Raw genomic sequence first — 20,758 nt, 5'->3', positions numbered from 1 at the left:
GGTCCGTTATTTGAAAACCAGAGGCTTGTATCGTCCGCACCCCCAACTGTCCAGCCGCACACCGCTCAACCAAACGAGAAACCGGCCGCGCATCTTTCGATTCGCGGCCGGCTATAAAGTAACCGAGGAGAAGCTCCAAACGCGACGGAACCGCCTACATTTCGGCGGCTTCGCCGCCGTCGTCCGCGTCGGGACCGCCATTCTGGAGGAAACGATCGGCGATGAGACCGGCATTCTGGCGAAGCGACATTTCGATCTCGCGGGCAAGTTCGGGATTGTCGCGCAGGAACGTCTTGGCGTTCTCGCGGCCCTGGCCGAGACGCTGGCTGTTATAGGAGAACCACGCACCGGACTTTTCGACGATGCCGGCCTTCACACCGAGATCGACGAGTTCGCCGGTCTTGGATACGCCCTCGCCATACATGATGTCGAATTCCACCTGCTTGAAGGGAGGCGCCATCTTGTTCTTGACGACCTTGACGCGAGTCTGGTTGCCGACCACTTCCTCGCGTTCCTTGACCTGTCCGATGCGACGGATGTCGAGGCGAACCGAGGCATAGAATTTCAGCGCATTGCCGCCGGTCGTGGTTTCCGGCGAACCGAACATGACACCGATCTTCATGCGGATCTGGTTGATGAAGATGACCATGCAGTTGGAGCGCGAGATCGAGGCCGTCAGTTTGCGCAGCGCCTGACTCATCAGTCGCGCCTGCAAGCCCGGAAGGCTGTCGCCCATCTCGCCCTCGATTTCGGCACGCGGCGTCAGCGCCGCAACCGAATCGACGACGAGAACATCGACGGCACCGGAGCGCACCAGCGTATCGGTGATCTCGAGCGCCTGCTCGCCGGTATCGGGCTGGGAGATCAGGAGATTCTGGAGATCGACCCCGAGCTTGCGGGCATAGACCGGATCGAGTGCATGTTCGGCATCGACGAAGGCACAGATGCCGCCCTTCTTCTGGGATTCGGCGATCGTCTGCAGTGCGAGCGTCGTCTTGCCTGAGCTTTCAGGGCCATAGATCTCGACGATACGGCCCTTCGGCAGACCACCGATACCAAGCGCGATATCGAGGCTTAGAGAGCCGGTCGAAACCGTCTCGATCTCGACGATGTTCTCGTTCGAGCCGAGCTTCATGATCGATCCCTTACCGAAGGATCGTTCGATCTGCGACAGTGCCGCCTCCAGCGCCTTGCTCTTGTCCACGCCTTTATCCTCTACGAGCCGCAAAGTATTCTGTGCCATATGATCCCACCTTTAGGTTATTGCCACCGCGCAAGCAATGAAGCAGCCGATAAAGATGATGTACATGTTTTGTTCTCATTTGACAAGCGCCAATCAACTGCTTGACTGCAAATCGTTATTTCCATTCCGTTCTCAAGATGTTCACGTATTCTGGCATGTGGAAAATTCATCAAGGAAAACAAGACATCGCCACATCCAGCGGACGAATCGCAGCGTTTCGAAATTTTTAGAAACCGGCCCGCTTCTCAGTTCGAATCAAGCATCTCCCGGACCGCGACAGCGAGCTGCTTCAGCGAAAACGGCTTTGGCAGGAAGCCGAACTTGGCGTCAGCCGGCAGGTTACGGGCAAAGGCATCTTCCGCATAGCCGGAAACGAAGATGAACTTCAGGTCCGGATAGGATTTGCGCAGCTCGGTAAGCAGCGTGGGCCCGTCCATTTCCGGCATGACGACATCGGAAACGACGATATCGACCTTGCCCTGAAGTTCCTCCATGATCTCCAGCGCCTCGGTGCCGGAACCCGCTTCGTGAACGGTATAACCGCGCGTTTCCAGCATGCGCTTGCCGCCGCGACGGACTGCTTCCTCGTCCTCGACCAACAGCACGACTGCGGACTTGCCTGTCAGATCGAGGTCTTCCGCGGGCGTCACCGAGACGACCGGTGGCGGGGCGGCCTGACCGGCCGGGGCATTGGTGGCAGCCCCCGGAGCGACCGCGACTGCCGCCTCGGGCACGTGGCGGGGCAGGAAGATGCGGAAACTCGTGCCGCGGCCGACTTCCGACTCCGGATAGATGTAGCCGCCGGATTGCTTGACGATCCCATAAACCATGGAGAGGCCGAGGCCGGTACCCTTGCCCACTTCCTTGGTGGTGAAGAAGGGTTCGAAAATCTTGTCCATGATTTCGGAAGGAATACCCGTGCCGGTATCGGAGACTTCCACCATCACGAAATCTTCCGAAGGCAGGTCCGCCTGATGAAAACCCGCCGCCTCCTCCGCGGAGACGTTGCGGGTCTTGATCAGGATCGTGCCGCCCTGAGGCATGGCATCGCGGGCATTGACGCAGAGATTGATCAACACCTGTTCGAACTGCGAGAGATCGGTGCGCACCGGCCAGAGATCGCGGCCGTAATCCACTTCGAGCTTCACATTCGTCCCGGAGATCAATCGATCCACCAGCATGCGCAGATCGCCGACCACATCGGTGAGGTTCAGCACGACAGGCCGCATGGTCTGCTTGCGCGAGAAGGCAAGCAACTGGCGCACCAGCACAGCCGCGCGGTTGGCGTTCCTCTTGATCTCCATGAGATCCGCGAAACTCGCGTCGGAAGGACGCGCCTGCAAAAGCAGGTGATCGGATGAAAGCAGGATTGCGGTAAGCACATTGTTGAAGTCGTGCGCGATGCCGCCCGCAAGCGTACCGACCGCATTGAGCTTCTGTGTCTGCGCCATCTGGGTCTCGAGCGCCTTCTGCTCGGTCGTTTCGACCGCATAGACGATCGCCGCCTCTTCAGGCGCCTCGTCGCTCTCGTCGATCACGGCATTCACGTAGAAGCGCATATAACGGTTTTCGTCGGCAGGATGGCGCGAATCAATGGGTGCAATGTCACCCTGCCGGTCCTTTGCGGCGGCAAGCGCCTGCATGAGCTGCTGGCGGGAATTTTCATGCACGATGCGTTCGAGATCCGCGCCGGCCTCGACGTCGTCGCGCGATACCACGCCGGCGAACAGTTTCAGGAACGGTGCGTTGATGCGCAGGATCCTGCCTTCGCCGTCGACGGAGGCGATCGCCATCGGCGTGTTGTTGAAGAAGCGCGTGAAGCGCATCGCCGAGGCCGACTGATCTCCCTCGCCGCCCTTGGGCCGCGTCAATACGATCGTGCGGCTTTCACCCGGCGCACCGTCGCGGGTGGCGCTGACACTGTGCACCAGGCGCACGGGCAGGCTTTGGCCGTTGGTACGGCGCAGGTCGAGATCGAGCGTTTCGGTCCGCTGCAGCCCAGGGGCCGCCTGCACCGACTGAATGAGCGCCATGCCCTCGCCCGCCACAAGGTCCGAAATCGTCATCGAACGCGGCATGAATTTGGTCAGATCAATGCCGAGCCATTCGGCGAGCGTGGCATTGAGATAGAAGATCTCGCCCTTCTTTCCGGCAGAAAAGAAGCCCGCCGGAGCATGGTCGAGATAGTCGATTGCATTCTGCAGTTCCCGGAAGAAGCGCTCCTGGTCCTCACGTTCGGAGGTGATGTCGGTAATCTGCCAGATATCGAGCTGGCCCTTGCCGGCCGGCCCGAGCAGCCGCGCCTTCAGACGATACCAATGGGCACCCGAGCCGTTGCCGGTGACGCGGCCAAGAGGCTGCAGAAGCCGGAACTCCTCGTGACCCTCACGCCCCTCACGGAGCGCCGTGGTCAGCCGGTAGAGTGCCTCGGTCGATTCACGGGTCTTGGAAAGCAGTGCTTCCAGGGATTGCACATTGCTTGCCTTGGTCGCGCCGGTCATCCGGCCATAGGCGGCGTTGGCATAGAGAATGCGACCCTTCGGATCGGTGATCAGAATTCCGTCGGGATGGCTGGCGAGGAACCCGCGTGCCAGCTCGTCGGATCGCGATTGCGGCATGACTTCGACAAGGCCGATAAGCGAGGAAACCAGGAAAAAAATGCCGACCATGGCGAGGATGCCGAGCAGTCCGAGCACCACCTCGTTGGCGAGCGCATGCTGGAACAGCACGAAGCCGGCGGCCACCCCGCAAAGCACGAGAGCCAGAAGAACGATCCGGATGATGGTGCCGCCGCGTGTCCCGCGCTCCACCAGAGGCGCCTCGTAGTTGCCGCCTTGCTGCAACTTCGTCATCAATTCCTCGCATTTCGGCCGGCGCCGCGGCCATGGACATCCGCAGGAAGAAATCCCCGCGATTCCTTCTTAGCAAGTTGCAGGTGAAGCAAAAAGCTCCGCAAGGCCACAAAACCCGGGACAGTTCGCAGGTGCGACCTATCTTTACCATTTCATCCCGCTTTTCCGGGATGGGACAACGACAGCGGACGGCTTGCCTCGGCATAAAAAAAGTCGTCTTTTACGGCAGCGTTCATATGAGGAGTGGCAAAAAATGTTGGAAGATCTGTTGAGCGCCTACGGTAGCCGCCTCGTGATCGCAGTCCTCGGTGTCGGCATTGCGCTTCTTCTGCTCGTTGTCGCGCTGTGGATGATCCGCGGCCGCAATGGGCCCTCGCCCTTCGTGCGCGGCGGGAAGAACCGCCAGCCGCGGCTGCAGGTACTGGATGCCGCCGCCGTCGACGCACGCAGGCGCCTCGTCCTCGTCCGCCGCGACAATGTCGAACACCTGGTGATGATCGGCGGGCCGACGGATATCGTCATCGAGAGCGGAATTTCGACAGGGGCCGCCGGCATGAATGCGGCATCGGCGTCCGCCGCAAGCCGTTCCACACCTTTAGATCCTTCGGATATGACGGTTCCCTTCTCCGCTTTGCCGGCCGCCGAGCCGCGAACTGCTCTCGCCCAGCGTCCGGTGTCTCCGGAACCTCGCGTGGAGCCGGCAAGGGAACGTTCCGTTTCCCGCGACGCGACGCGTCCGGCGCCAGCCGTCATGCCGCTCGCCACCGGACCGGGGCCGATGGATACAACGCCCCCGCGGCCCGCGCCGCCCATTCTTGCCGCGCCTCCCGAACATGCGGTCGCGCCGAAAATCGAACTGCCTGTCCGGCAAGCAACTGACGTGAAACCCGAGCCCTTGCGGCCGGTCGGAGCAGTGGCGGCCGCCGCCACGTCCGCTCATTCGCTCGACATTGCCGCCAATGTGCTTGATGCCGCCCGCGAACGGGTCCTGCAGGACGTCCCCGAGCCGCGCGTCGCGCCCGCCAATCCTGCGGCGGTTCCCCCCGTGCTCCAGCCCGCAGCCGAGAAACCGAAACAGCTCGGCAGCGATTTCGAACGAATCCTCGAACAGGAGATGGCCAACAATCTGGCCGCCCGCGAGGCTGCAGCGCTGGGGCAGCCGCCCGCTCCGACGCTGCCGCGCAATCCATCAGCAGCACCACGTGTCACCGGCGCCACGCCCGAGCCGTCCCTGCAGACGGAGGTCGCCCGCATCTTCGGCGAGATGTCTGTCAACCGCGACAAATGAGCGACGGCCCCCTATGATTTCTCGCCAATAAAAAAGGCACGGAAAACCGTGCCCTTGAAATTGCGTTTCGGCGAAATCGTGAAACTATTCGTCCCGGTAGACCTTCTCGCGGCGCTCGTGCCGTTCCTGCGCTTCAATCGACAGCGTTGCAATCGGTCGGGCGTCAAGACGCTTGAGCCCGATCGGCTCACCGGTCTCTTCGCAATAGCCGTAGGTGCCGTCTTCGATACGCTGGAGGGCGGCGTCAATCTTGGAAATCAGCTTGCGCTGGCGATCACGGGCGCGGAGTTCGATGGCTCTGTCGGTTTCGGAGGAGGCCCGATCAGCGAGATCGGGATGATTTGCGCTTTCTTCTGCCAGATGATCCAGCGTTTCGCGCGCTTCTCTCAGGATGTCATTTCTCCAAGCAATCAACTTTGCTCGGAAATACGCTTTTTGATTTGCATTCATGAACTCGTCGTCTTCCGAGAGCACATAATTGCTAAGATCGATCTTCTCACTCAACGCGATTCTCCTGAAGAACATCTCATGCGGCGCCTCTATATCCTATTCGCCTATGCCGGTTCAAGCCTTCCGCCAAGCATTAAGATATTTTTAAAACCGTCACAAAATTCAGCTAAATGGCTATTTTTTAACCTTTATTGACTGCAGCCAGTTTTCTTGTGCTTAACTTGGCCGGCGCGTGTCCGTTCCAGCAGAAACATTTCGGGCAGTTGACGAGTATCCCGTCGAAAGGCTACCCATCCAGTGAATTTCTTTGGTTCCGGCGCCGGGCATGACGACGATCACTCCTCCTCCTTCCCGCATCTATCTCCTGCGCCACGCCAAGTCTGGCTGGGCGGAGCCGGGACAGCATGATTTCGACCGGGCGCTCGACAATCAGGGCTTTGCCGAGGCCGAGATCGTCGCCGACAAAGCGGCCGACAGGAAATACTGGCCCGATATCGTGATCAGCTCGACCGCGGTCCGCTGCCGTCAAACGGCGGAAGCCGTGCGGCGTGCGACCGACGAGGCGATCGAGCCGGTCTATATCGACGAGCTCTACAGCGGCTCGCTCAGCACCTATCTTGCCGTCCTCGAAGGCCAGAAGGAAAGCGCCTCGGTGATGCTGATCGGCCATAACCCGACCATGGAAGAGGTGCTGGAGGCGTTGATTGGCGCCGACCAGATGGTCGCCGCCATTCCGGGCGGCTATCCGCCTGCCGGTCTCGCCGTGCTCGATTATCGCGGGATTGTTGCAGGTTCCGGCGCAGCCTGGGTGCTGATCGACTTCCTGACGGCCTGAGACGTGCCGTCGCCTTTGCGGCATCGTCTCCGCTTCCTATATAGCTGGAACATTGAACCCGGAACGACGCCTTGCCGCCTTCGCTTACCAGCTTCACCGACGACGCGCGGATTGCGCTCGACAATATCACCGACCGTGCCTCGGGCCTCATGCATCCCGCCATCCGGCTTGGTGTCACCGGCCTGTCGCGGGCCGGCAAGACAGTATTCATATCATCGCTCGTCCACAACCTTTTGAACGGCGGTCGCCTGCCGCTCTTCGAAGCCGTCCGCTCCGGACGCGTTTCCGCGGTGCGGCTCGAACAGCAACCGGACGATGCGATCCCGCGCTTCCAGTATGAGGACCATATCCAGGCGCTGGTCCGCGACCGCATCTGGCCGGATTCGACCCGCGCCATTTCGGAGCTGCGCATCACGCTGGACTATCAGAGCGCCAGTGGCTGGAGCCGGATGTTCTCGCGCGGCCGGCTTTCGATCGACATCGTCGATTATCCCGGAGAATGGCTGCTCGACCTTCCGCTTCTCACCCAGGATTTTCGCGCGTTCAGCGAGAACACCGTAACGCTCGCCGAAACCGGCATCCGCAAGGAATTGTCGCGCGAGTGGCTGGCGCTGGCGTCGAGCATCGACATGGATGCGCCGGCGGACGAGATGACGGCGCGGCGCCTTTCGGAAGCTTTTGCAGCTTACCTGAGGGCCTGCAAGGCGGATGAGCGATCGCTGTCGACCTTGCCGCCCGGACGCTTTCTGATGCCCGGCGATCTGGAGGGTTCGCCGGCGCTCACGTTCGCGCCGCTGCCGAACATTCCGGAGACCAAAGCCTCCAAGGGTTCGCTGCGGGCCATGATGGAGCGCCGTTACGACGCTTATAAAAACGTAGTCGTCAAACCCTTCTTCCGCGAGCATTTCGCCCGGCTCGACCGGCAGATCGTGCTGATCGACGCTCTTCAGGCGATCAACCGCGGCCCCGAAGCCGTGCAGGATCTGGAGCGCGCGCTGACGGACGTGCTCGCCTGTTTCCGCCCCGGCAGCAACAGCTTCTTCTCGTCGCTCATCGGCCGAAGGATCGACAAGGTTCTGGTCGCCGCCACCAAGGCGGACCACCTGCATCACGAAAGCCATGACCGGCTGGAAAGGCTCACCGGCCGTCTGGTCGATCGCGCGATCCAGCGGATCGGCATGGCAGGCGCGGGCATCGAGGTGATGGCGATCGCTTCCGTCCGCGCCACCCGCGAGGCGACTGTCAAGGAAGACAACCACATCCTGCCGGTCATCATCGGTACGCCGATGGCGGGTGAGACAATCAACGGCGAACGCTTCGACGGAAACAAGAAAACTGCCATATTTCCCGGAGATTTACCGGATAATCCTGAAGCATTGTTTCAAAATCTCGATGCACCGAATGCGGAACTCCCGGAAATCAACGTCGTTCGCTTCCGCCCGCCGGCGCTGGAAGAATCGAACGGCGGCCTGAAGCTCTCTGTGCCGCATATCCGGCTCGACCGCGCCATGCAGTTCCTGTTCGGAGACCGCCTCGCATGAAACCGCCCGAGACACCTCAGAACGGCAGGCGCCGGCCCGCCTCCTTCGCGGTGGAAGAAGAAGCGATGTCTCATGGCGAGGCAGCCCCCCCGGTTCGTCGCAGCCCGCGCAGTTTCGAGGGCGAGGTCGTCGTCACCCCTGATGACCAGGACCCTTTCGTGACGCCGGCCGAGCTCGCCCCGGAAGCGATCCCTGTTGCCGAGCCGCGGGCGCGCAAGAAATTCTCCTTCGTCAATCTGGCGCTCGCCGCCTTCGGCACCTTCCTGTCGCTCGCCTTCGGACTGTGGGCCGACCAGGTGATCCGCGACCTCTTCTCGCGCGCCGACTGGCTCGGCTATGCGGCACTGATCGCGCTCGGGGCCGGGCTTCTCGCGGTGGCGGTGATCATCGGTCGTGAAATCTTCGGCATGATGCGGCTTTCCGCCGTCCAGACGTTGAAGGCGGAAGCCGAGGAAGCGATCCTTTCCCCTCGTCCGGCAGCGGCACGCTCTGTTGTCTCGAGGCTTGCGAAAATCCTCAGCCATCGCGCCGAGACCGCCAGGGGCCGGGCCACGCTCGATGCCACGAAGGACGACATTATTGACGGCCCGCAGCTTCTGGAACTGGCCGAACGGGAACTCCTGGCCCCTCTCGACCGCAAGGCCCGCGCACTGATCCTCGGCTCATCCAAACGCGTTTCGATCGTCACCGCCGTCAGCCCCCGCGCGGTCGTCGACCTTGCCTATGTGCTCTTCGAAGTCACAAGGCTCATCCGCGCCATGGCGGAACTTTATGGGGGCCGGCCGGGTACTCTCGGCCTCATGAGGCTGATGCGGGACGTGATCGCGCATCTCGCCGTCACAGGCTCCATCGCGGTCGGCGACGGCCTCGCCCAGCAGGTGCTCGGCCACGGGCTTGCCTCGAAACTGTCGAAGAGGCTTGGCGAAGGGGTCATCAACGGGATGCTCACCGCTCGAATCGGTATCGCCGCCATGGACCTCTGCCGGCCACTTCCTTTCAAGGCAGTCAAGCGCCCGGGGATCGGTGATTTCATCTCGGATATTGCAGCGGTCGGCAGCCGGAAAGACGAAGAATAGGCCGATCGAGGGTCGCTGCAATCCGGCCACGGATACCACTCGTTAACCATTCCCGCCTAAATTACGAAGCACTTAACGTCGCTGCTCGTCGGGGAAAGTATCATGTATCCGCGCCTCCTTTCGCTTATCGGCGGGCTTGCCGTTCTGACTGTCGCGGCCACGTCGGCCATGGCTCCGCAAGCGGAAGCCGCTCCTCGCGACAAGGTTTTCTTCCAGTCGGTCGCCGGCGCCTGGAAAGGCCCGGGCGAAATCGTCGCCGGCAAATACAAGGGCACCAAATTCAGTTGCAGCCTGACCGGTGCGCCGACTCCGGACGGCGATGTCGGCATCAAGCTCGACGGCACCTGCCGGGTCGGCGTCTTCCAGCAGCCTATGTCGGCGGTTATCACCCAGAGCGGTCGCAGCTACACCGGCAAATTCCTGGACGGTGCGGAAGGCAAGGGTCTCGACATCATCTCCGGGTCGGTCAATGGCGACAAGGTCGTGATGGGCATCAACCGTGCCAAGCTCAACGGCGCCATGGTGGCTAGCCTGCGCGGCGAGAACAAGATGAACATCACGATTTCGGTCAAGGTCGAAGACCAGATGATTCCGGTCATCGGGCTCAGCCTCGACCGGGACCTCGACTCGATCGCCGTCGGTTCGATCAACCAGTAAAGACCGCGTCCGCGGCGCTTACGCGCCCCGCCACCAATCCTGGCTGTCCCTTGCGATCTTGATGCCGGCGGTATCCGTTTCCTGGAGCCACTCGCCCACTTTTCGTCCCTTCACCAGAAGGTCTGGTGCGATATCTGCAAGCGGCATCATCACAAACCCCCGCTCGGTCATGCGGGGGTGCGGCAATTCCAGTTTCTCGCTCTTCTGATTACGTGTCCCGAAGGTGAGGATGTCTATGTCGATAGTACGCGGCCCCCAGCGCTCCAGTCGCACTCTCTTCATGCCCTGTTCGATCGACAGGCAGACATCGAGAAGCTCCTCGGGGTCCAGCGACGTTTCCACCAGCGCACAGCAGTTGAAGAAATCCGCCTGATCCGTCTTTCCCCAGGGCGGAGTCGAATAAAGTTTCGAAACGGCGAGGACGCGGCAATCTTCGCGTTGGTCGAGTTGCCGCAGGGCTTCGGCCATGGCGGCCGGGGGATCGCCGATATTGCCGCCGATACCCAATGCGGCGATCTCGAAGGGCTTTTCAGGCGACGTGTTCAACACGCACCTCCGCATAATCCAGGATACCTGGGATCGGCACGCTCGGCTTGCGAACGGTGATATCGGCACGCTTGATCTGCGGAGACCAGGCGCAGAGCGCCACGGCGATATCCCTGGCGAGCGCCTCGATCAGGTTGCGGCGGTTCTGCGTCACGACTTTTTCGACAATCTCATAGGCGATGCCGTAGTGGACCGTACTCTCGACATCATCGTTTTCGAGCGCCTCGTCCGCTGCCACATGCATGACGACGTCGACGAAGAAGCGCTGGCCGAGCGTGGCTTCCTGCTCAAATGCGCCATGCCGGGCGTAAAAGCCGCAGTTCTTCAGCGTGATCGTATAGGTGCCCATCAGGTATTTCCTTTTTCCTCATGAGCCCAGGCGGCAGCCAGCACGGCGTCCGCCATCGCCAGCGCATCGCGGTTGGCGGCGACATTGTGGACGCGGAAGATCGCCGCTCCCGCAAGCCGCAGGATGGCAGTGGTCGCGGCGGTCGCGACATCGCGTTCCTCCGGCTTGTCGCGGCCTGTCCCCGCGCCGATGAAACGCTTTCGCGATGTACCGACAAGCAGCGGAAAGCCAAGCCGGTGCAGCTCAGCAAAGCGCGCCATCAGCTCCATGTCGTCGTCGCGGTTCTTGGCGAAACCGAAGCCCGGATCGAGTACGATCGCCTCTTCCGGAATACCGGCGGCACGGGCGATCTCAAGCGATTTTGTGAGGAAGAATTCCTGGTCCGCGATGCGGTCGGCCCGCTTTTCCTGCTCGCGGCCCCGGCCGGTATGCATGATGCAGATGCCGGCTCCCGTCGCCGCGGCGACCGTTGCGATCTCCGGCTCGCGCTGCAGGCCGTGCACGTCGTTGATGATGTGGGCGCCTGCCGCCATGGCGAGCCTCGCCGTCTCGGCACGATAGGTGTCAATGGAGATCAGCGCGTCGGTCTCTGCCGCAAGTCTCTCGATTACCGGCAGGACACGGCCCTGCTCTTCCGCGGCCATTACTTCCGCCGCGCCTGGCCGCGTCGATTCGCCGCCGATGTCGAGAATTGCGGCACCGTCGCGGACGCAGGCGAGCGCGTGAGCCACCGCAGCGTCGACGCTTCCGTAGCGTCCGCCATCGGAGAAGGAATCCGGCGTGACGTTGATGATCGCCATGATATGGCCCGTCGGGCCAAGCTCGAAGGTCCGGCCCCGCCCAACGTGCCATGACCTGTTGCGCCGCGATGTCACCGGCTGTCCATCTGTCGAGGGGTAACGCAAAATTTCATGCCTTTGTGTTGCGCTCCCCTTGGCTATGCCCCAAGCTTGGTTGAAGTTCAACGTCGCAGGCCAGAGAATGTTTTTAATGCGCAGGGTCCGCCGGCTTTCCGGTGCAATTCTTTTCCTCTGCGTGATCCCGGCGGTGGCTTCGGCCCAGCCAGCCATCACCAAGACCTATTCCTATTTCCGGATCGGCGGACGCACGGCGGAAGATCTCGACAAGGAACTCGAGAAGCGAGGCCCCGTCACGCGCACGACCGGACACCGCCACCCGGGGGCGACGGAGATCAAATTCGGCGGCGACGTCACCTATATGGAAAAGGGCGGGCGCTGCGAGATCAGCGGCGCGCGGGTGACGTTGCGCACCCGCATCGTCCTGCCACGCTGGAGCAATCGCAGACGCGCCACAGCCGACCTCGGTTTCATCTGGGACACGCTGTCGACGGATATCAAGCGGCACGAGGAGCGCCATGCGGAGATCGCCCGCAACCATGCCTACCAGTTGGAACGGGAACTGCTCGCCCTTCGTCCGAACAGGAGTTGTGAGGTTCTGGAGAAACAGGTGGCGGAGATCACAAGCCGGCTTCTCGAATCCCATGACAGGGAACAGTTGCGCTTCGATCAGGTCGAGGCGGCGAATTTCGATGCGCGCCTGATGCGGCTCCTGCAGTACAACCTGAAGCGCAGAGGCAAGTAAGCCGCGTTCCTTGAAATCGCCAACTCGAACGCAGCGAAGCTTTCGTGAAGCTTGCGCCTCATCCGGCCAATGACGGATGATTTATCGCGATAGCCTAAAATACGAATCTCATATATAGATGAGACATGGTTGATCTGCCGGCGAGTCGTCGAAAGGCGAAGCAAACGAGGTAGATAGCAACGAGATCAGTGTGCGTTCCGATCGGGCGGCGATATGTTGCACAGCCCCCCTCGGCATCCGTGAGGATCGTTTTCCGCGCTTTTTAGGTTCTCCTGGCGCGTCTTCAGCCACAGGTGTCTCCTCCCTCGCCTGTTGGTGATGCGCCCGCCTCGCCTCGCTTGCAGTTTTGCGCAGCGAGGCTTCTTTTTGCGCTTCTTTCGTGAAAAAGAGAAGGTCAGGCCTGCCGCTCAGGCACGTTGACGATCAGCCCGTCGAGCTCGGGCTTCACCTTGATCTGACAGGAAAGCCGGGAATTCGGCCTCACCTCGAAGGCGAAGTCGAGCATGTCCTCCTCCATCGGTGCGGGCGGCCCCACCTTTTCGGTCCAGGCCTCATCCACATAGACATGACAGGTCGCACAGGCGCAGGCGCCGCCGCATTCCGCCTCGATGCCGGGAACGGAATTGCGAACCGCATTCTCCATGACTGTGGAGCCGGGTTCGGCGTCGATATCGAAGCGCGTTCTGTCGAAGGCAACGATGGTCAGTTTCGTCATGATGTTGGAAATCCGGGATGTTGAAGGGTTACGGCTTATTTAAGCGCGCTGTCTTCCAATAAAACCCCGGTCCAGTCAACATTTTCGGGCGCCGCAGGCTGTCCCATGGGCGCCCTGAGCCAAAAATTAATGCCTCTAGCGGCAGAGCTTATTGATGAAGTTTTCCACTTCGATGACGGCTGCGTCGACAGCGGCCTTCAGAGCGGCGTCCGCACTCTTGTTTTCGAGTTTCTCGGCTGCTGCTGAAACCTGGAAAGCACCGACCGCGCTGGCGGCTCCCTTCAGGCGATGGGCGACAGCCGCGGTCGTCGCAGCGTCGGCGCCGGTCATGTCCTGCAGCGCACGCCGCGCTTGGCGCGCGAACATCTGCAGCACTTCGATTTCGAGCGCCTTGTCGCCCATAGTCTGGTGCGCGAGATGAACGAGATCAATCGGACGGGAGTGCGAGGGGCACGCGCCCCGATGATTTTCCGGCGCTTCGAACGCGATACTGACGGCTGCCATTGCCATGGACCAGTTTTCCCTATTGTTATTCTAAAAGTGTCCCGAATTGTGCGGGGCACATGCCGCTATCCCGTTAAATTCCGGCACAATCGGGGCTGAAATCTTCCCATATGGTTAATTTCTGCTAAGCTCCCGGGATTTTAGGACTTTTGCATCTTTCCATGGTTTAAATTCTGTTAACAACAATCCGAGCCACCGGCCTCAGGCAGGCGTTTTAATTGTGCCAGATGGCCGGATGTGCCACTACAGTACGACTAAGGTGGCGAGGAATATTCTCCTTTTGCCGCAGATGTCAGGTTGGTAAGCTTTCGTTATCATCCGTTTGAAAGAACGGCCGTCCGACCTGAAAGTGAATAGGAAACAGGCTCCATGAGGGAGTTGGGTTTCCGGCAGGCAGTGTTCCGTCTTTCGGTCTGCGGGCGGCAGAGCGTCGGATGGGATGGCCGGGCGAGTATGTAACGAGGCGTAACCGCATGGCGAAGAAAACCAGCAGCGAATCGATCGACGAGACGGCGTTCCAGGCGTTGGAAGATGCTCTGAAGATCAATTTCGACGATGAGCCGCCGCGCCCCAAACCAGCGCTCCATGCCTCGGAGGCCCGCGTGTCAGATACATCCAAGCAGCGTCCGGCTCCTTCGCAGAATCAGGAGGACACCGCCGAATCCTACAGATCGTCGGCTTCCGAGACCGTTGCCAAGTCTCCTGCCCTCCAGCCTGCCAATGACGCCGGCAGGCGCAGTACGACGGCCCTTCTCAGGACACTGGAAGGCGGCGCGATGCGTTCGGCCATCCGCAATGCGGTGATCATCTCGATTCTCTGGGCGATCGCCGGCATCGGGCTTGGCCAGCTCATTTATGGCAACCAACTGTGGGAAATCACTTCCGTCGCCGGCGTGCTTGCTGCGCCGGGCCTCGTCGCGCTCGTGGTCGGCATCCTTGTGCCAATCATGCTGTTCTTCGCCTTCGCCATCATGATGGCGCGCGCGCAAGATCTCAGGAACGCTGCCCGCTCCATGGCCGAAGTGGCGCTTCGCTTGTCCGAGCCGGAGACGATCGCCTCCGAGCGGATCATGAGCGTCGGACAGGCCGTGCGCCGCGAAGTCTCGGCGATGAATGAAGGCATCGAGCGCACCATCGCACGCGCCACCGAGCTCGAAACCCTTGTGCATTCGGAAGTCAATGCGCTGGAGCGCAGCTTCACCGACAATGAGTTGCGCGTCAGAGGGCTCGTGCACGAACTCGGCGCCGAGCGCGATGCAATCGTCAATCACGCGGAACGCATCCGCTCCTCGATCGTCGGCGCTCATGACCAGCTCAAGGAAGAGCTGTCGCTGGCGACCGAAGAGATTTCGGTCCGCCTGGCAACATCCGGCGAAGCATTCGCTTCGATGATCGATACCCGTGCCGCCGCGCTGATGGAGAAATCCGACGCAGCCGGCGAGGCGCTGGGCACGTTGCTCACCAACAAGGCGGAAAGCCTGCTACAGACCCTGAACTCCTCCGGCTTCGCGCTCGCCCACGAATTCGACGAGCGGATGGAAGAGATCACCTCGGTGCTTTCGCAACGCGGCCAGGCGCTGCTGAACGAATTCGAAACCCGCGCCTCAACGCTCGACGCCAATACTGAAAAGCTGAACGCGGCCCTTGCCGACCGCACCCGACAGCTCAACGAAACCCTGCTCGCCCGCACACGCGAAATCACGGAAGGCCTCACAGACAGCGAAAGGACGCTCACCGGCTCCCTCGACGGTATCCTCGCCACCCTCAACAGCTCGCTCGATGAAAGAGGCTCTTTCTTCCGCCAGAGCTTGCAGAGCACGGTTGACGACGTCGTCATGGACCTCGACATGCGTTCCGGCTTCTTCGAGGAACGCCTGCAGGCAACCGTCGGCCAGCTCAGCACGACGTTCGACGAGAGCATCTCGCAGTTCACGTCGGCATTCGATCAGCGTGCCGGCACGCTCGACAGCAAGCTGATGGACAGCCTTGCCCGCATAAACGAGACCGTTGCAAGCGGCTCGGAGTCGATCGAGAACATTCTAAGCTCCAGCATCGAGCGCATCAGCTCCTCGCTGACCGACCAGTCGCTCGCGCTTGCGACCACACTCGACACCGGCCAGGAAGTGCTCGATTCCGTGCTTGAAAGCCGCGCGCGCGAACTCTCCGGCGCGCTGACGGCCCGCAGCAGCGAGATCCAGGATACGCTCGCCTCCCGCACGGCCGAAATCCACACCGTGCTTGCATCGCGGACAGGCGAGATCCAGGACGCGTTTTCGAATGTCCACGAGACGATCGACGGCACACTGACCTCCCACGTCGCCGGCATCCAGGATGCGCTTGGATTACGTATCGGCGAGCTTCAGCAAGGGCTTGCGAGTGTTCAGCAGACGATCGACGGTACGTTTGCCGAGCGCAGCAACTATCTTCTCGATGCGCTCTCGGAAAACCAGACGAGGTTCGAGCAGGGGCTGGCAGTCCGCTCCGGCGCGATCATCACCGCCCTTTCCAGCAGCCACGATCATCTGACCGAGGTTCTCAGCCAGAAGACCGCCGCGCTCGACACGCTGATCTCCAATGCGCCGGAGCGTCTGGCAGGCATGTTCGACGAGAAGTCGGCACATATCGCCCGGACACTCTCGGAAAGCGAAGAGCGCATCAGCGGCGATCTCGGCCGCCATGCCACTGCCATGCAGGCATCGCTTGATACCAATCGAGAACGCATTTCCGAGATCCTCGAAGACAAGTCGATGGAAATCGCAACGTCCTTCGCGCTCGGCGAGGATCGCCTCACCGGCATGTTGAATGAAAAGTCGGAATCCATTGCCCGCGCGCTTTCCGAGACCGAACAGAAGATCGGCGACAATCTCGGCCGGCGGACGTCGGAAATCCATGAGACGTTGAACACCAACCGCGAAAAGCTCGCCGAGATTCTCGAAGACAAGTCGATGGAAATCGCCACCTCCTTCGCGCTCGGCGAGGACCGCCTCACCGGCACGTTGAATGAAAAGTCGGAATCCATCCTCCGCGCGCTTTCCGAGACCGAACAGCAGATCGGCGACAATCTCAGCCGGCGCACGTCCGAAATCCATGAAACGTTGAACACCAACCGCGAAAAGCTCGCCGAGATTCTCGACGACAAGTCGATGGAAATCGCCACTTCCTTGGCACTCAGCGAAGATCGTCTCTCGGGCATGCTGGACGAAAAGGCCACCGCGCTTGCGAGCACGCTCACCGATGCGGACGGCCGCATCGAGCAGTCCTTCGCTGCCCGGGTGGATGCCATTCGCAACGCCTATGCCGACAACCAGCTCAATCTCGACCTTTCCCTGGAGAACCGGACCGCCGAGCTCTCGCGTATTCTCGAAAGCGGCGGAGCTCGTCTGGAACAGACCGTCGGCGGGGCAGCAGGTCGCATCGAGAGCACGCTCGCAGACGGCACGCAGCGATTCGAGACGGGCATGGCCGACGGCCTGGAACGCATGGAGACGCTCCTCGGCTCGACACAGGACCGCATTGCCGCGACGATCGGTCTCGGCCACCAGCAGATGGAGGCGACCCTCGGCTCCGGCTACGAGCAGCTGCGTGAGACGCTCGAAGAACGCACCTCCATGATCGCGGGCGCGCTCGGCGAGGCGCATGAGCAGATCGGCAGCCTGATGAACGATCAGGCGACGTCCATCAGCACCTCCATCGCCGCAAGTGCAGGCATGCTGGAAATGTCGCTCGAGAACCAGCAGAGCACGCTCAAGGACGCCATCGATGCGGCTGGCCAGTCGCTCGAAGAACGGCTGCGCAACAATGTCGGCGCACTCACCACCCAGCTCTCCGACGCGGCCAGCGGCATCGGACAGTCGGCGGATGCCTTTTCCAACCGTGTCCGCGAGACCGTCGGCGATGTTCAGCAGGCGCTCGAGGAAACCGGAAGCCGGATCGAGTCCACGTTCGGTGGTCTCGAAGGCCGTATCCGCGGCGAGATCCTCAACGCGACACAGCTCGTCGAAGACGCGGGCACCAAGCTTTCCACCACGCTTGGCAGCCGCACGGCCGAGCTGGAGCGTGCAGCGGGCGAAGCGACGGACCGGATCACCGAGACCATGGACAACCGCACGGCCCGTATCGAGGAACGGCTCGGAACGGTCGATCGGGCGCTGACGATCGGCCTCGACAACGTCACGAAAACCATCGAAAGCAAGGCCGTCGGCCTCGCCTCGACCCTGCGCGAAGCAGTCAGCGCAGCGGCCCAGAGCATGGACGGCGAAGCCACCCGCTCGGCGGAAGCGCTCGCCCGCGCCGGCTCCGAATTCACGCAGGAACTCGCCAACCGAAATGACGAGTTCACCAAGGCGATCGAAGAGCGTTCCACAGAGATCGTCGGTCGGATTTCGGAAACGCAGAACCGGCTTGCCGGCCAGGCGGCGACCGTGGCGCATGCCTTCTCCGAGGCCGGTAGCGCGATCGTCAGCAAGGTGGCGGAGGCCGACAATCTTGTGAAACGCCAGGTGGCAGCGATCTCGGAAGCGCTCGACGATGCACAGAAGGTGCTCGGCACCCGCGGCGACGATATCCGCGGCGCGCTCGCCGAAACCGCGAGCCAGCTCGACACTGCCATGGACGCCGTCGACCGCGCCCTTGCTGCGCGCGGCGAAGCGATCCGTTCGGCCCTCGATACCCGCGCCCGCGACCTCAATTCCATGCTCGCAAGCCGTTCGGCCGAACTGTCTCGCATTCTCGACGAGAAGGCAAAGCCGATGGTCGAGGAATATGCCGAGACCGGCCGATCCGCCGTCACGCAGATTACCGCTGCGGCGCAGCAGGGTGCAGAACGGCTCTCGGCCACGGCCGAGGAGACGAGCGCGCGCATCCGCAACGAAAATTCGGCGCTGATCGATGCCATCACCGCCCGGACGAACGAGACGCTTTCGGCAATTAGCCAGCGGACCGAGGATGCGGCCGGCACCATGCGCCGTGTCGAACAGGGCCTGTCGGTCGCGGTAAACGGCCTCATCGACAAGCTTGCGGAAAGCAATTCCAGCATCAGCGCACTGGTTCAACAGGCGACGCAGGAACTCGGCAGCACCACGGAACTGGTTGTGGAACATCTGGCAGAGGCCGACCGCAAGTTTGGCGTGACGGCCAATCGTTTCACGCAATCGGCGACACAAGCCGCCGATATCGTTTCCGGTTCGACCCGCATGCTGGAAACCAATATCGAACGGATGACGGAAGTCTTCAGCCAGACGTTCGATCAGGTGGGTGGCATCGTCAGCCGCTTCGACGAGCATTCCAGAGTGCTCGCGCAGGCGTCCGATCTCCTTGATGCCGCCCAATCCAACCTCACCAGCACGCTGGACGAACGCCAGAGCGCCCTCAACAGCCTGGCGGGCGGCCTCGTCAAGCGCTCCGAGGAAATCGAAGCAACGATGCGCAGCCTGACAAGCCTCGTCGACGGCGCTTTTGAACGTGCCGAAGAACGTTCGCTGCAGGTAGGTTCACGGCTGCGCGAAAGCCTGCACACCTCGTTTGCCGATATCGGCCGCACGCTCGGGGAAACCCAGCACCGTGCCGAAGTCACTGCGGATGCGATGCGCGAAGCGCTGACCAATGCCGGCGGTGACGCCAATCGTGCCATCGAGGCGACGTTGTCGGAAGCCGAAAAGCGCACCCGCGATCTTTCGGAGCGGATGCGTGGCAGCATCTCTCAGTCGCTCGGCGATATCGAACGGCTGTTGTCGGATGCCACCAACCGGTCCGGCAGTGCGGCCGAGCAGCTTCGCGAAACACTGCGCGAGTCGGTCGAGGAAGCGATCAACCGGTTCTCCGGCGCGACCGACGAGATCCGGCGTTCGGCGCAGGATATCCGCCGCGAACTCGACGTCACCCGCTCGGAGCTGAAGCGCGGTGCCTTCGATCTTCCGGAAGAAGCCAAGGAAAGTGCTGCAGCCATGCGCCGTGCGGTCGCCGAGCAGATCAAGGCTCTTCAGGATATTTCCGCGCTGGTTGGCCGCTCCACGCAGAACTTCGAAGTTTCCGAAGCCTCGACGCCCCGCCCCGCGCCGGCGCCGCAGCCTCAGCCAGCGCCGGCTCGTCCGCAGACCGCTCCCGCCGCATCCCGCAATGATCCCTATGCCTCGGGCTCGCTGCGCGGTACGCTTCCGCTCGGCCGGCCGGTATCGGCGCCAGCTCCGCGGGCGCCTGAACAGCAGGGGGTGCGCGGTGATGAAGGCTGGATCAGCAATCTCCTGCGCGGCGCCTCGCGCGACGAGCTCGGAGAAGCGCCGGCGGCACGCCAGCCGCAACCGGCCCGTCCGGCCGAACCGGCTCCCGCGCCACGCAGCAATGGTGACAATCGCAATCCGCGCCATATGGTCGAATCGCTGAATTCGCTCTCGGTCGATATCGCCCGCGCGATCGACCATGACGCATCGGTCGATCTGTGGCGGCGCTACCAACGCGGCGAGCGCGACGTCTTCACCCGTCGCCTCTATACGTTGAAAGGCCAGCAGACCTTCGACGAGATCAAGCGCAAGTACGAGCGCGAGCCGGAATTCCGCAAGGCCGTCGATCGCTACATCGCCGATTTCGAAAAGCTGCTTGCCGACGTCGCCCGCACCGACCGCGACAAGACGGTGACGCAGAGCTACCTGACCTCGGATACGGGCAAGGTCTACACGATGCTCGCCCACGCCGCCGGCCGGTTCAGCTAAGAAGCTGCACACACCGAACAGAAAGGCCGCCCTTGAGGCGGCCTTTTGTTTGATAATAGCGAAATCCGGATCAGATATTGATATCAAGAAGCGGCAAAGGCAGGTCGGATTTCCGGCTGCTGGCAAAAAGGGCATGGAAAGGTCTCGGCCGCCTATCCCATGGCCCGCCTTCGGACACCGGTTTGGCCCATTCGGCGCCAACCGCGTCGAGTGAACTTGCGAACCTTTGGAAAAGATTGGGATTACGGCGATATAAGGAGATGCCATTCAATACGACAATATTGATGCTCCCGGCTTCGATCCATGACAGGTCGTGCATGGCATCGTAAAAACCGTCCCAGTTAGAGCGTCGGGCGGCTTTTGTGAATCTGTGGATTCCACTGGCTCCGATTTTAT

The 20,758-nt window shown here is 61.7% G+C and carries 16 protein-coding genes; 7 read left to right on the top strand and 9 right to left on the bottom strand.

The genetic code is table 11. The annotated features are described in order from the left end of the window. Window positions 1-154 precede the first annotated feature (154 nt). Both recA and JL39_RS04515 read right to left on the bottom strand, forming a co-directional pair. Window positions 155-1,243: a recombinase RecA gene (gene recA, locus JL39_RS04520; protein WP_037146730.1), complete on the bottom strand. Its 1,089-nt coding sequence runs from the start codon at window positions 1,241-1,243 to the stop codon at window positions 155-157. Window positions 1,244-1,488: 245 nt separating this feature from the next. Then, complete coding sequence (locus JL39_RS04515; RefSeq protein WP_037146728.1) at window positions 1,489-4,095, bottom strand: PAS domain-containing sensor histidine kinase; 2,607 nt, start codon at window positions 4,093-4,095, stop codon at window positions 1,489-1,491. 253 nt (window positions 4,096-4,348) lie between these two features. On the opposite strand from JL39_RS04515, the gene JL39_RS04510 reads away from it, so the two are divergent. Continuing rightward, a complete protein-coding gene (locus tag JL39_RS04510) occupies window positions 4,349-5,383 on the top strand; it encodes a flagellar biosynthetic protein FliO (RefSeq protein WP_037146727.1) in 1,035 nt (344 codons plus the stop codon). Between the two features lie 84 nt (window positions 5,384-5,467). Here JL39_RS04510 and dksA read toward each other — a convergent pair whose 3' ends face one another. Continuing rightward, window positions 5,468-5,887 carry an RNA polymerase-binding protein DksA gene (gene dksA, locus JL39_RS04505; RefSeq protein ID WP_037146726.1) on the bottom strand — a complete coding sequence of 140 codons (420 nt, stop codon included), beginning with the start codon at window positions 5,885-5,887 and terminating at the stop codon, window positions 5,468-5,470. Between the two features lie 271 nt (window positions 5,888-6,158). On the opposite strand from dksA, the gene JL39_RS04500 reads away from it, so the two are divergent. The 4 genes from JL39_RS04500 (at window position 6,159) to JL39_RS04485 (ending at window position 9,942) form a co-directional block, all read left to right on the top strand. Beyond that, the gene (locus JL39_RS04500; RefSeq protein ID WP_037148408.1) at window positions 6,159-6,668 is read left to right on the top strand and encodes a histidine phosphatase family protein; all 510 of its coding nucleotides are present in this window, start codon (window positions 6,159-6,161) and stop codon (window positions 6,666-6,668) included. Between the two features lie 71 nt (window positions 6,669-6,739). Then, window positions 6,740-8,209, top strand: coding sequence for a YcjX family protein (locus tag JL39_RS04495; protein ID WP_037146724.1), 1,470 nt, complete (start codon window positions 6,740-6,742; stop codon window positions 8,207-8,209). Further along, a complete protein-coding gene (locus JL39_RS04490) occupies window positions 8,206-9,285 on the top strand; it encodes a TIGR01620 family protein (RefSeq protein ID WP_037146722.1) in 1,080 nt (359 codons plus the stop codon). Before JL39_RS04495 ends, JL39_RS04490 begins: the two co-directional genes overlap by 4 nt. A gap of 102 nt (window positions 9,286-9,387) precedes the next feature. Then, complete coding sequence (locus tag JL39_RS04485) at window positions 9,388-9,942, top strand: hypothetical protein (RefSeq protein ID WP_037146720.1); 555 nt, start codon at window positions 9,388-9,390, stop codon at window positions 9,940-9,942. An 18-nt stretch (window positions 9,943-9,960) separates the two neighbouring features. Here the strand turns inward: JL39_RS04485 and folK are convergent, their stop codons facing one another. The 3 genes from folK to folP are packed head-to-tail and all read right to left on the bottom strand — an operon-like array spanning window position 9,961 to window position 11,637. Then, window positions 9,961-10,503: a 2-amino-4-hydroxy-6-hydroxymethyldihydropteridine diphosphokinase gene (gene folK, locus JL39_RS04480; RefSeq protein ID WP_052182676.1), complete on the bottom strand. Its 543-nt coding sequence runs from the start codon at window positions 10,501-10,503 to the stop codon at window positions 9,961-9,963. Continuing rightward, a complete protein-coding gene (gene folB / locus JL39_RS04475) occupies window positions 10,472-10,837 on the bottom strand; it encodes a dihydroneopterin aldolase (protein WP_037146714.1) in 366 nt (121 codons plus the stop codon). The genes folK and folB overlap by 32 nt, the downstream gene beginning before the upstream one ends. Then, window positions 10,837-11,637 carry a dihydropteroate synthase gene (folP, locus tag JL39_RS04470; protein WP_081952718.1) on the bottom strand — a complete coding sequence of 267 codons (801 nt, stop codon included), beginning with the start codon at window positions 11,635-11,637 and terminating at the stop codon, window positions 10,837-10,839. Before folP ends, folB begins: the two co-directional genes overlap by 1 nt. A gap of 190 nt (window positions 11,638-11,827) precedes the next feature. On the opposite strand from folP, the gene JL39_RS04465 reads away from it, so the two are divergent. Further along, window positions 11,828-12,439: a DUF922 domain-containing protein gene (locus JL39_RS04465; RefSeq protein ID WP_037146712.1), complete on the top strand. Its 612-nt coding sequence runs from the start codon at window positions 11,828-11,830 to the stop codon at window positions 12,437-12,439. 394 nt (window positions 12,440-12,833) lie between these two features. Here JL39_RS04465 and JL39_RS04460 read toward each other — a convergent pair whose 3' ends face one another. Both JL39_RS04460 and JL39_RS04455 read right to left on the bottom strand, forming a co-directional pair. Next, the gene (locus JL39_RS04460; protein WP_037146711.1) at window positions 12,834-13,154 is read right to left on the bottom strand and encodes a 2Fe-2S iron-sulfur cluster-binding protein; all 321 of its coding nucleotides are present in this window, start codon (window positions 13,152-13,154) and stop codon (window positions 12,834-12,836) included. Between the two features lie 135 nt (window positions 13,155-13,289). Beyond that, window positions 13,290-13,658, bottom strand: a complete 369-nt coding sequence (locus tag JL39_RS04455; protein WP_037148405.1) for an Hpt domain-containing protein — start codon at window positions 13,656-13,658, stop codon at window positions 13,290-13,292. A gap of 473 nt (window positions 13,659-14,131) precedes the next feature. On the opposite strand from JL39_RS04455, the gene JL39_RS04450 reads away from it, so the two are divergent. Further along, window positions 14,132-20,362, top strand: coding sequence for a hypothetical protein (locus tag JL39_RS04450; RefSeq protein ID WP_037146710.1), 6,231 nt, complete (start codon window positions 14,132-14,134; stop codon window positions 20,360-20,362). A 70-nt stretch (window positions 20,363-20,432) separates the two neighbouring features. Here JL39_RS04450 and JL39_RS31900 read toward each other — a convergent pair. After that, window positions 20,433-20,758, bottom strand: a 326-nt coding sequence (locus JL39_RS31900; protein WP_037146708.1) for a barstar family protein, incomplete at its 5' end; no start/stop codon positions are given.

The sequence above is a fragment of the Rhizobium sp. YS-1r genome (genome assembly GCF_000757525.1).
Lineage (GTDB): Bacteria > Pseudomonadota > Alphaproteobacteria > Rhizobiales > Rhizobiaceae > Neorhizobium > Neorhizobium petrolearium.
Note: the sequence above shows the minus strand (reverse complement) of the source record. Positions and strands in the feature narration are given on the sequence as shown.

Coding starts and splice junctions, on each gene's coding strand:
- recA (WP_037146730.1), bottom strand. CDS start 1,243: ATGGCACAGAATACTTTGCGGCTCGTAGAGGATAAAGGCGTGGACAAG.
- JL39_RS04515 (WP_037146728.1), bottom strand. CDS start 4,095: ATGACGAAGTTGCAGCAAGGCGGCAACTACGAGGCGCCTCTGGTGGAG.
- JL39_RS04510 (WP_037146727.1), top strand. CDS start 4,349: ATGTTGGAAGATCTGTTGAGCGCCTACGGTAGCCGCCTCGTGATCGCA.
- JL39_RS04500 (WP_037148408.1), top strand. CDS start 6,159: ATGACGACGATCACTCCTCCTCCTTCCCGCATCTATCTCCTGCGCCAC.
- JL39_RS04490 (WP_037146722.1), top strand. CDS start 8,206: ATGAAACCGCCCGAGACACCTCAGAACGGCAGGCGCCGGCCCGCCTCC.
- JL39_RS04485 (WP_037146720.1), top strand. CDS start 9,388: ATGTATCCGCGCCTCCTTTCGCTTATCGGCGGGCTTGCCGTTCTGACT.
- folK (WP_052182676.1), bottom strand. CDS start 10,503: ATGCGGAGGTGCGTGTTGAACACGTCGCCTGAAAAGCCCTTCGAGATC.
- folB (WP_037146714.1), bottom strand. CDS start 10,837: ATGGGCACCTATACGATCACGCTGAAGAACTGCGGCTTTTACGCCCGG.
- folP (WP_081952718.1), bottom strand. CDS start 11,637: ATGGCGATCATCAACGTCACGCCGGATTCCTTCTCCGATGGCGGACGC.
- JL39_RS04465 (WP_037146712.1), top strand. CDS start 11,828: ATGCGCAGGGTCCGCCGGCTTTCCGGTGCAATTCTTTTCCTCTGCGTG.
- JL39_RS04460 (WP_037146711.1), bottom strand. CDS start 13,154: ATGACGAAACTGACCATCGTTGCCTTCGACAGAACGCGCTTCGATATC.
- JL39_RS04455 (WP_037148405.1), bottom strand. CDS start 13,658: ATGGCAGCCGTCAGTATCGCGTTCGAAGCGCCGGAAAATCATCGGGGC.
- JL39_RS04450 (WP_037146710.1), top strand. CDS start 14,132: ATGGCGAAGAAAACCAGCAGCGAATCGATCGACGAGACGGCGTTCCAG.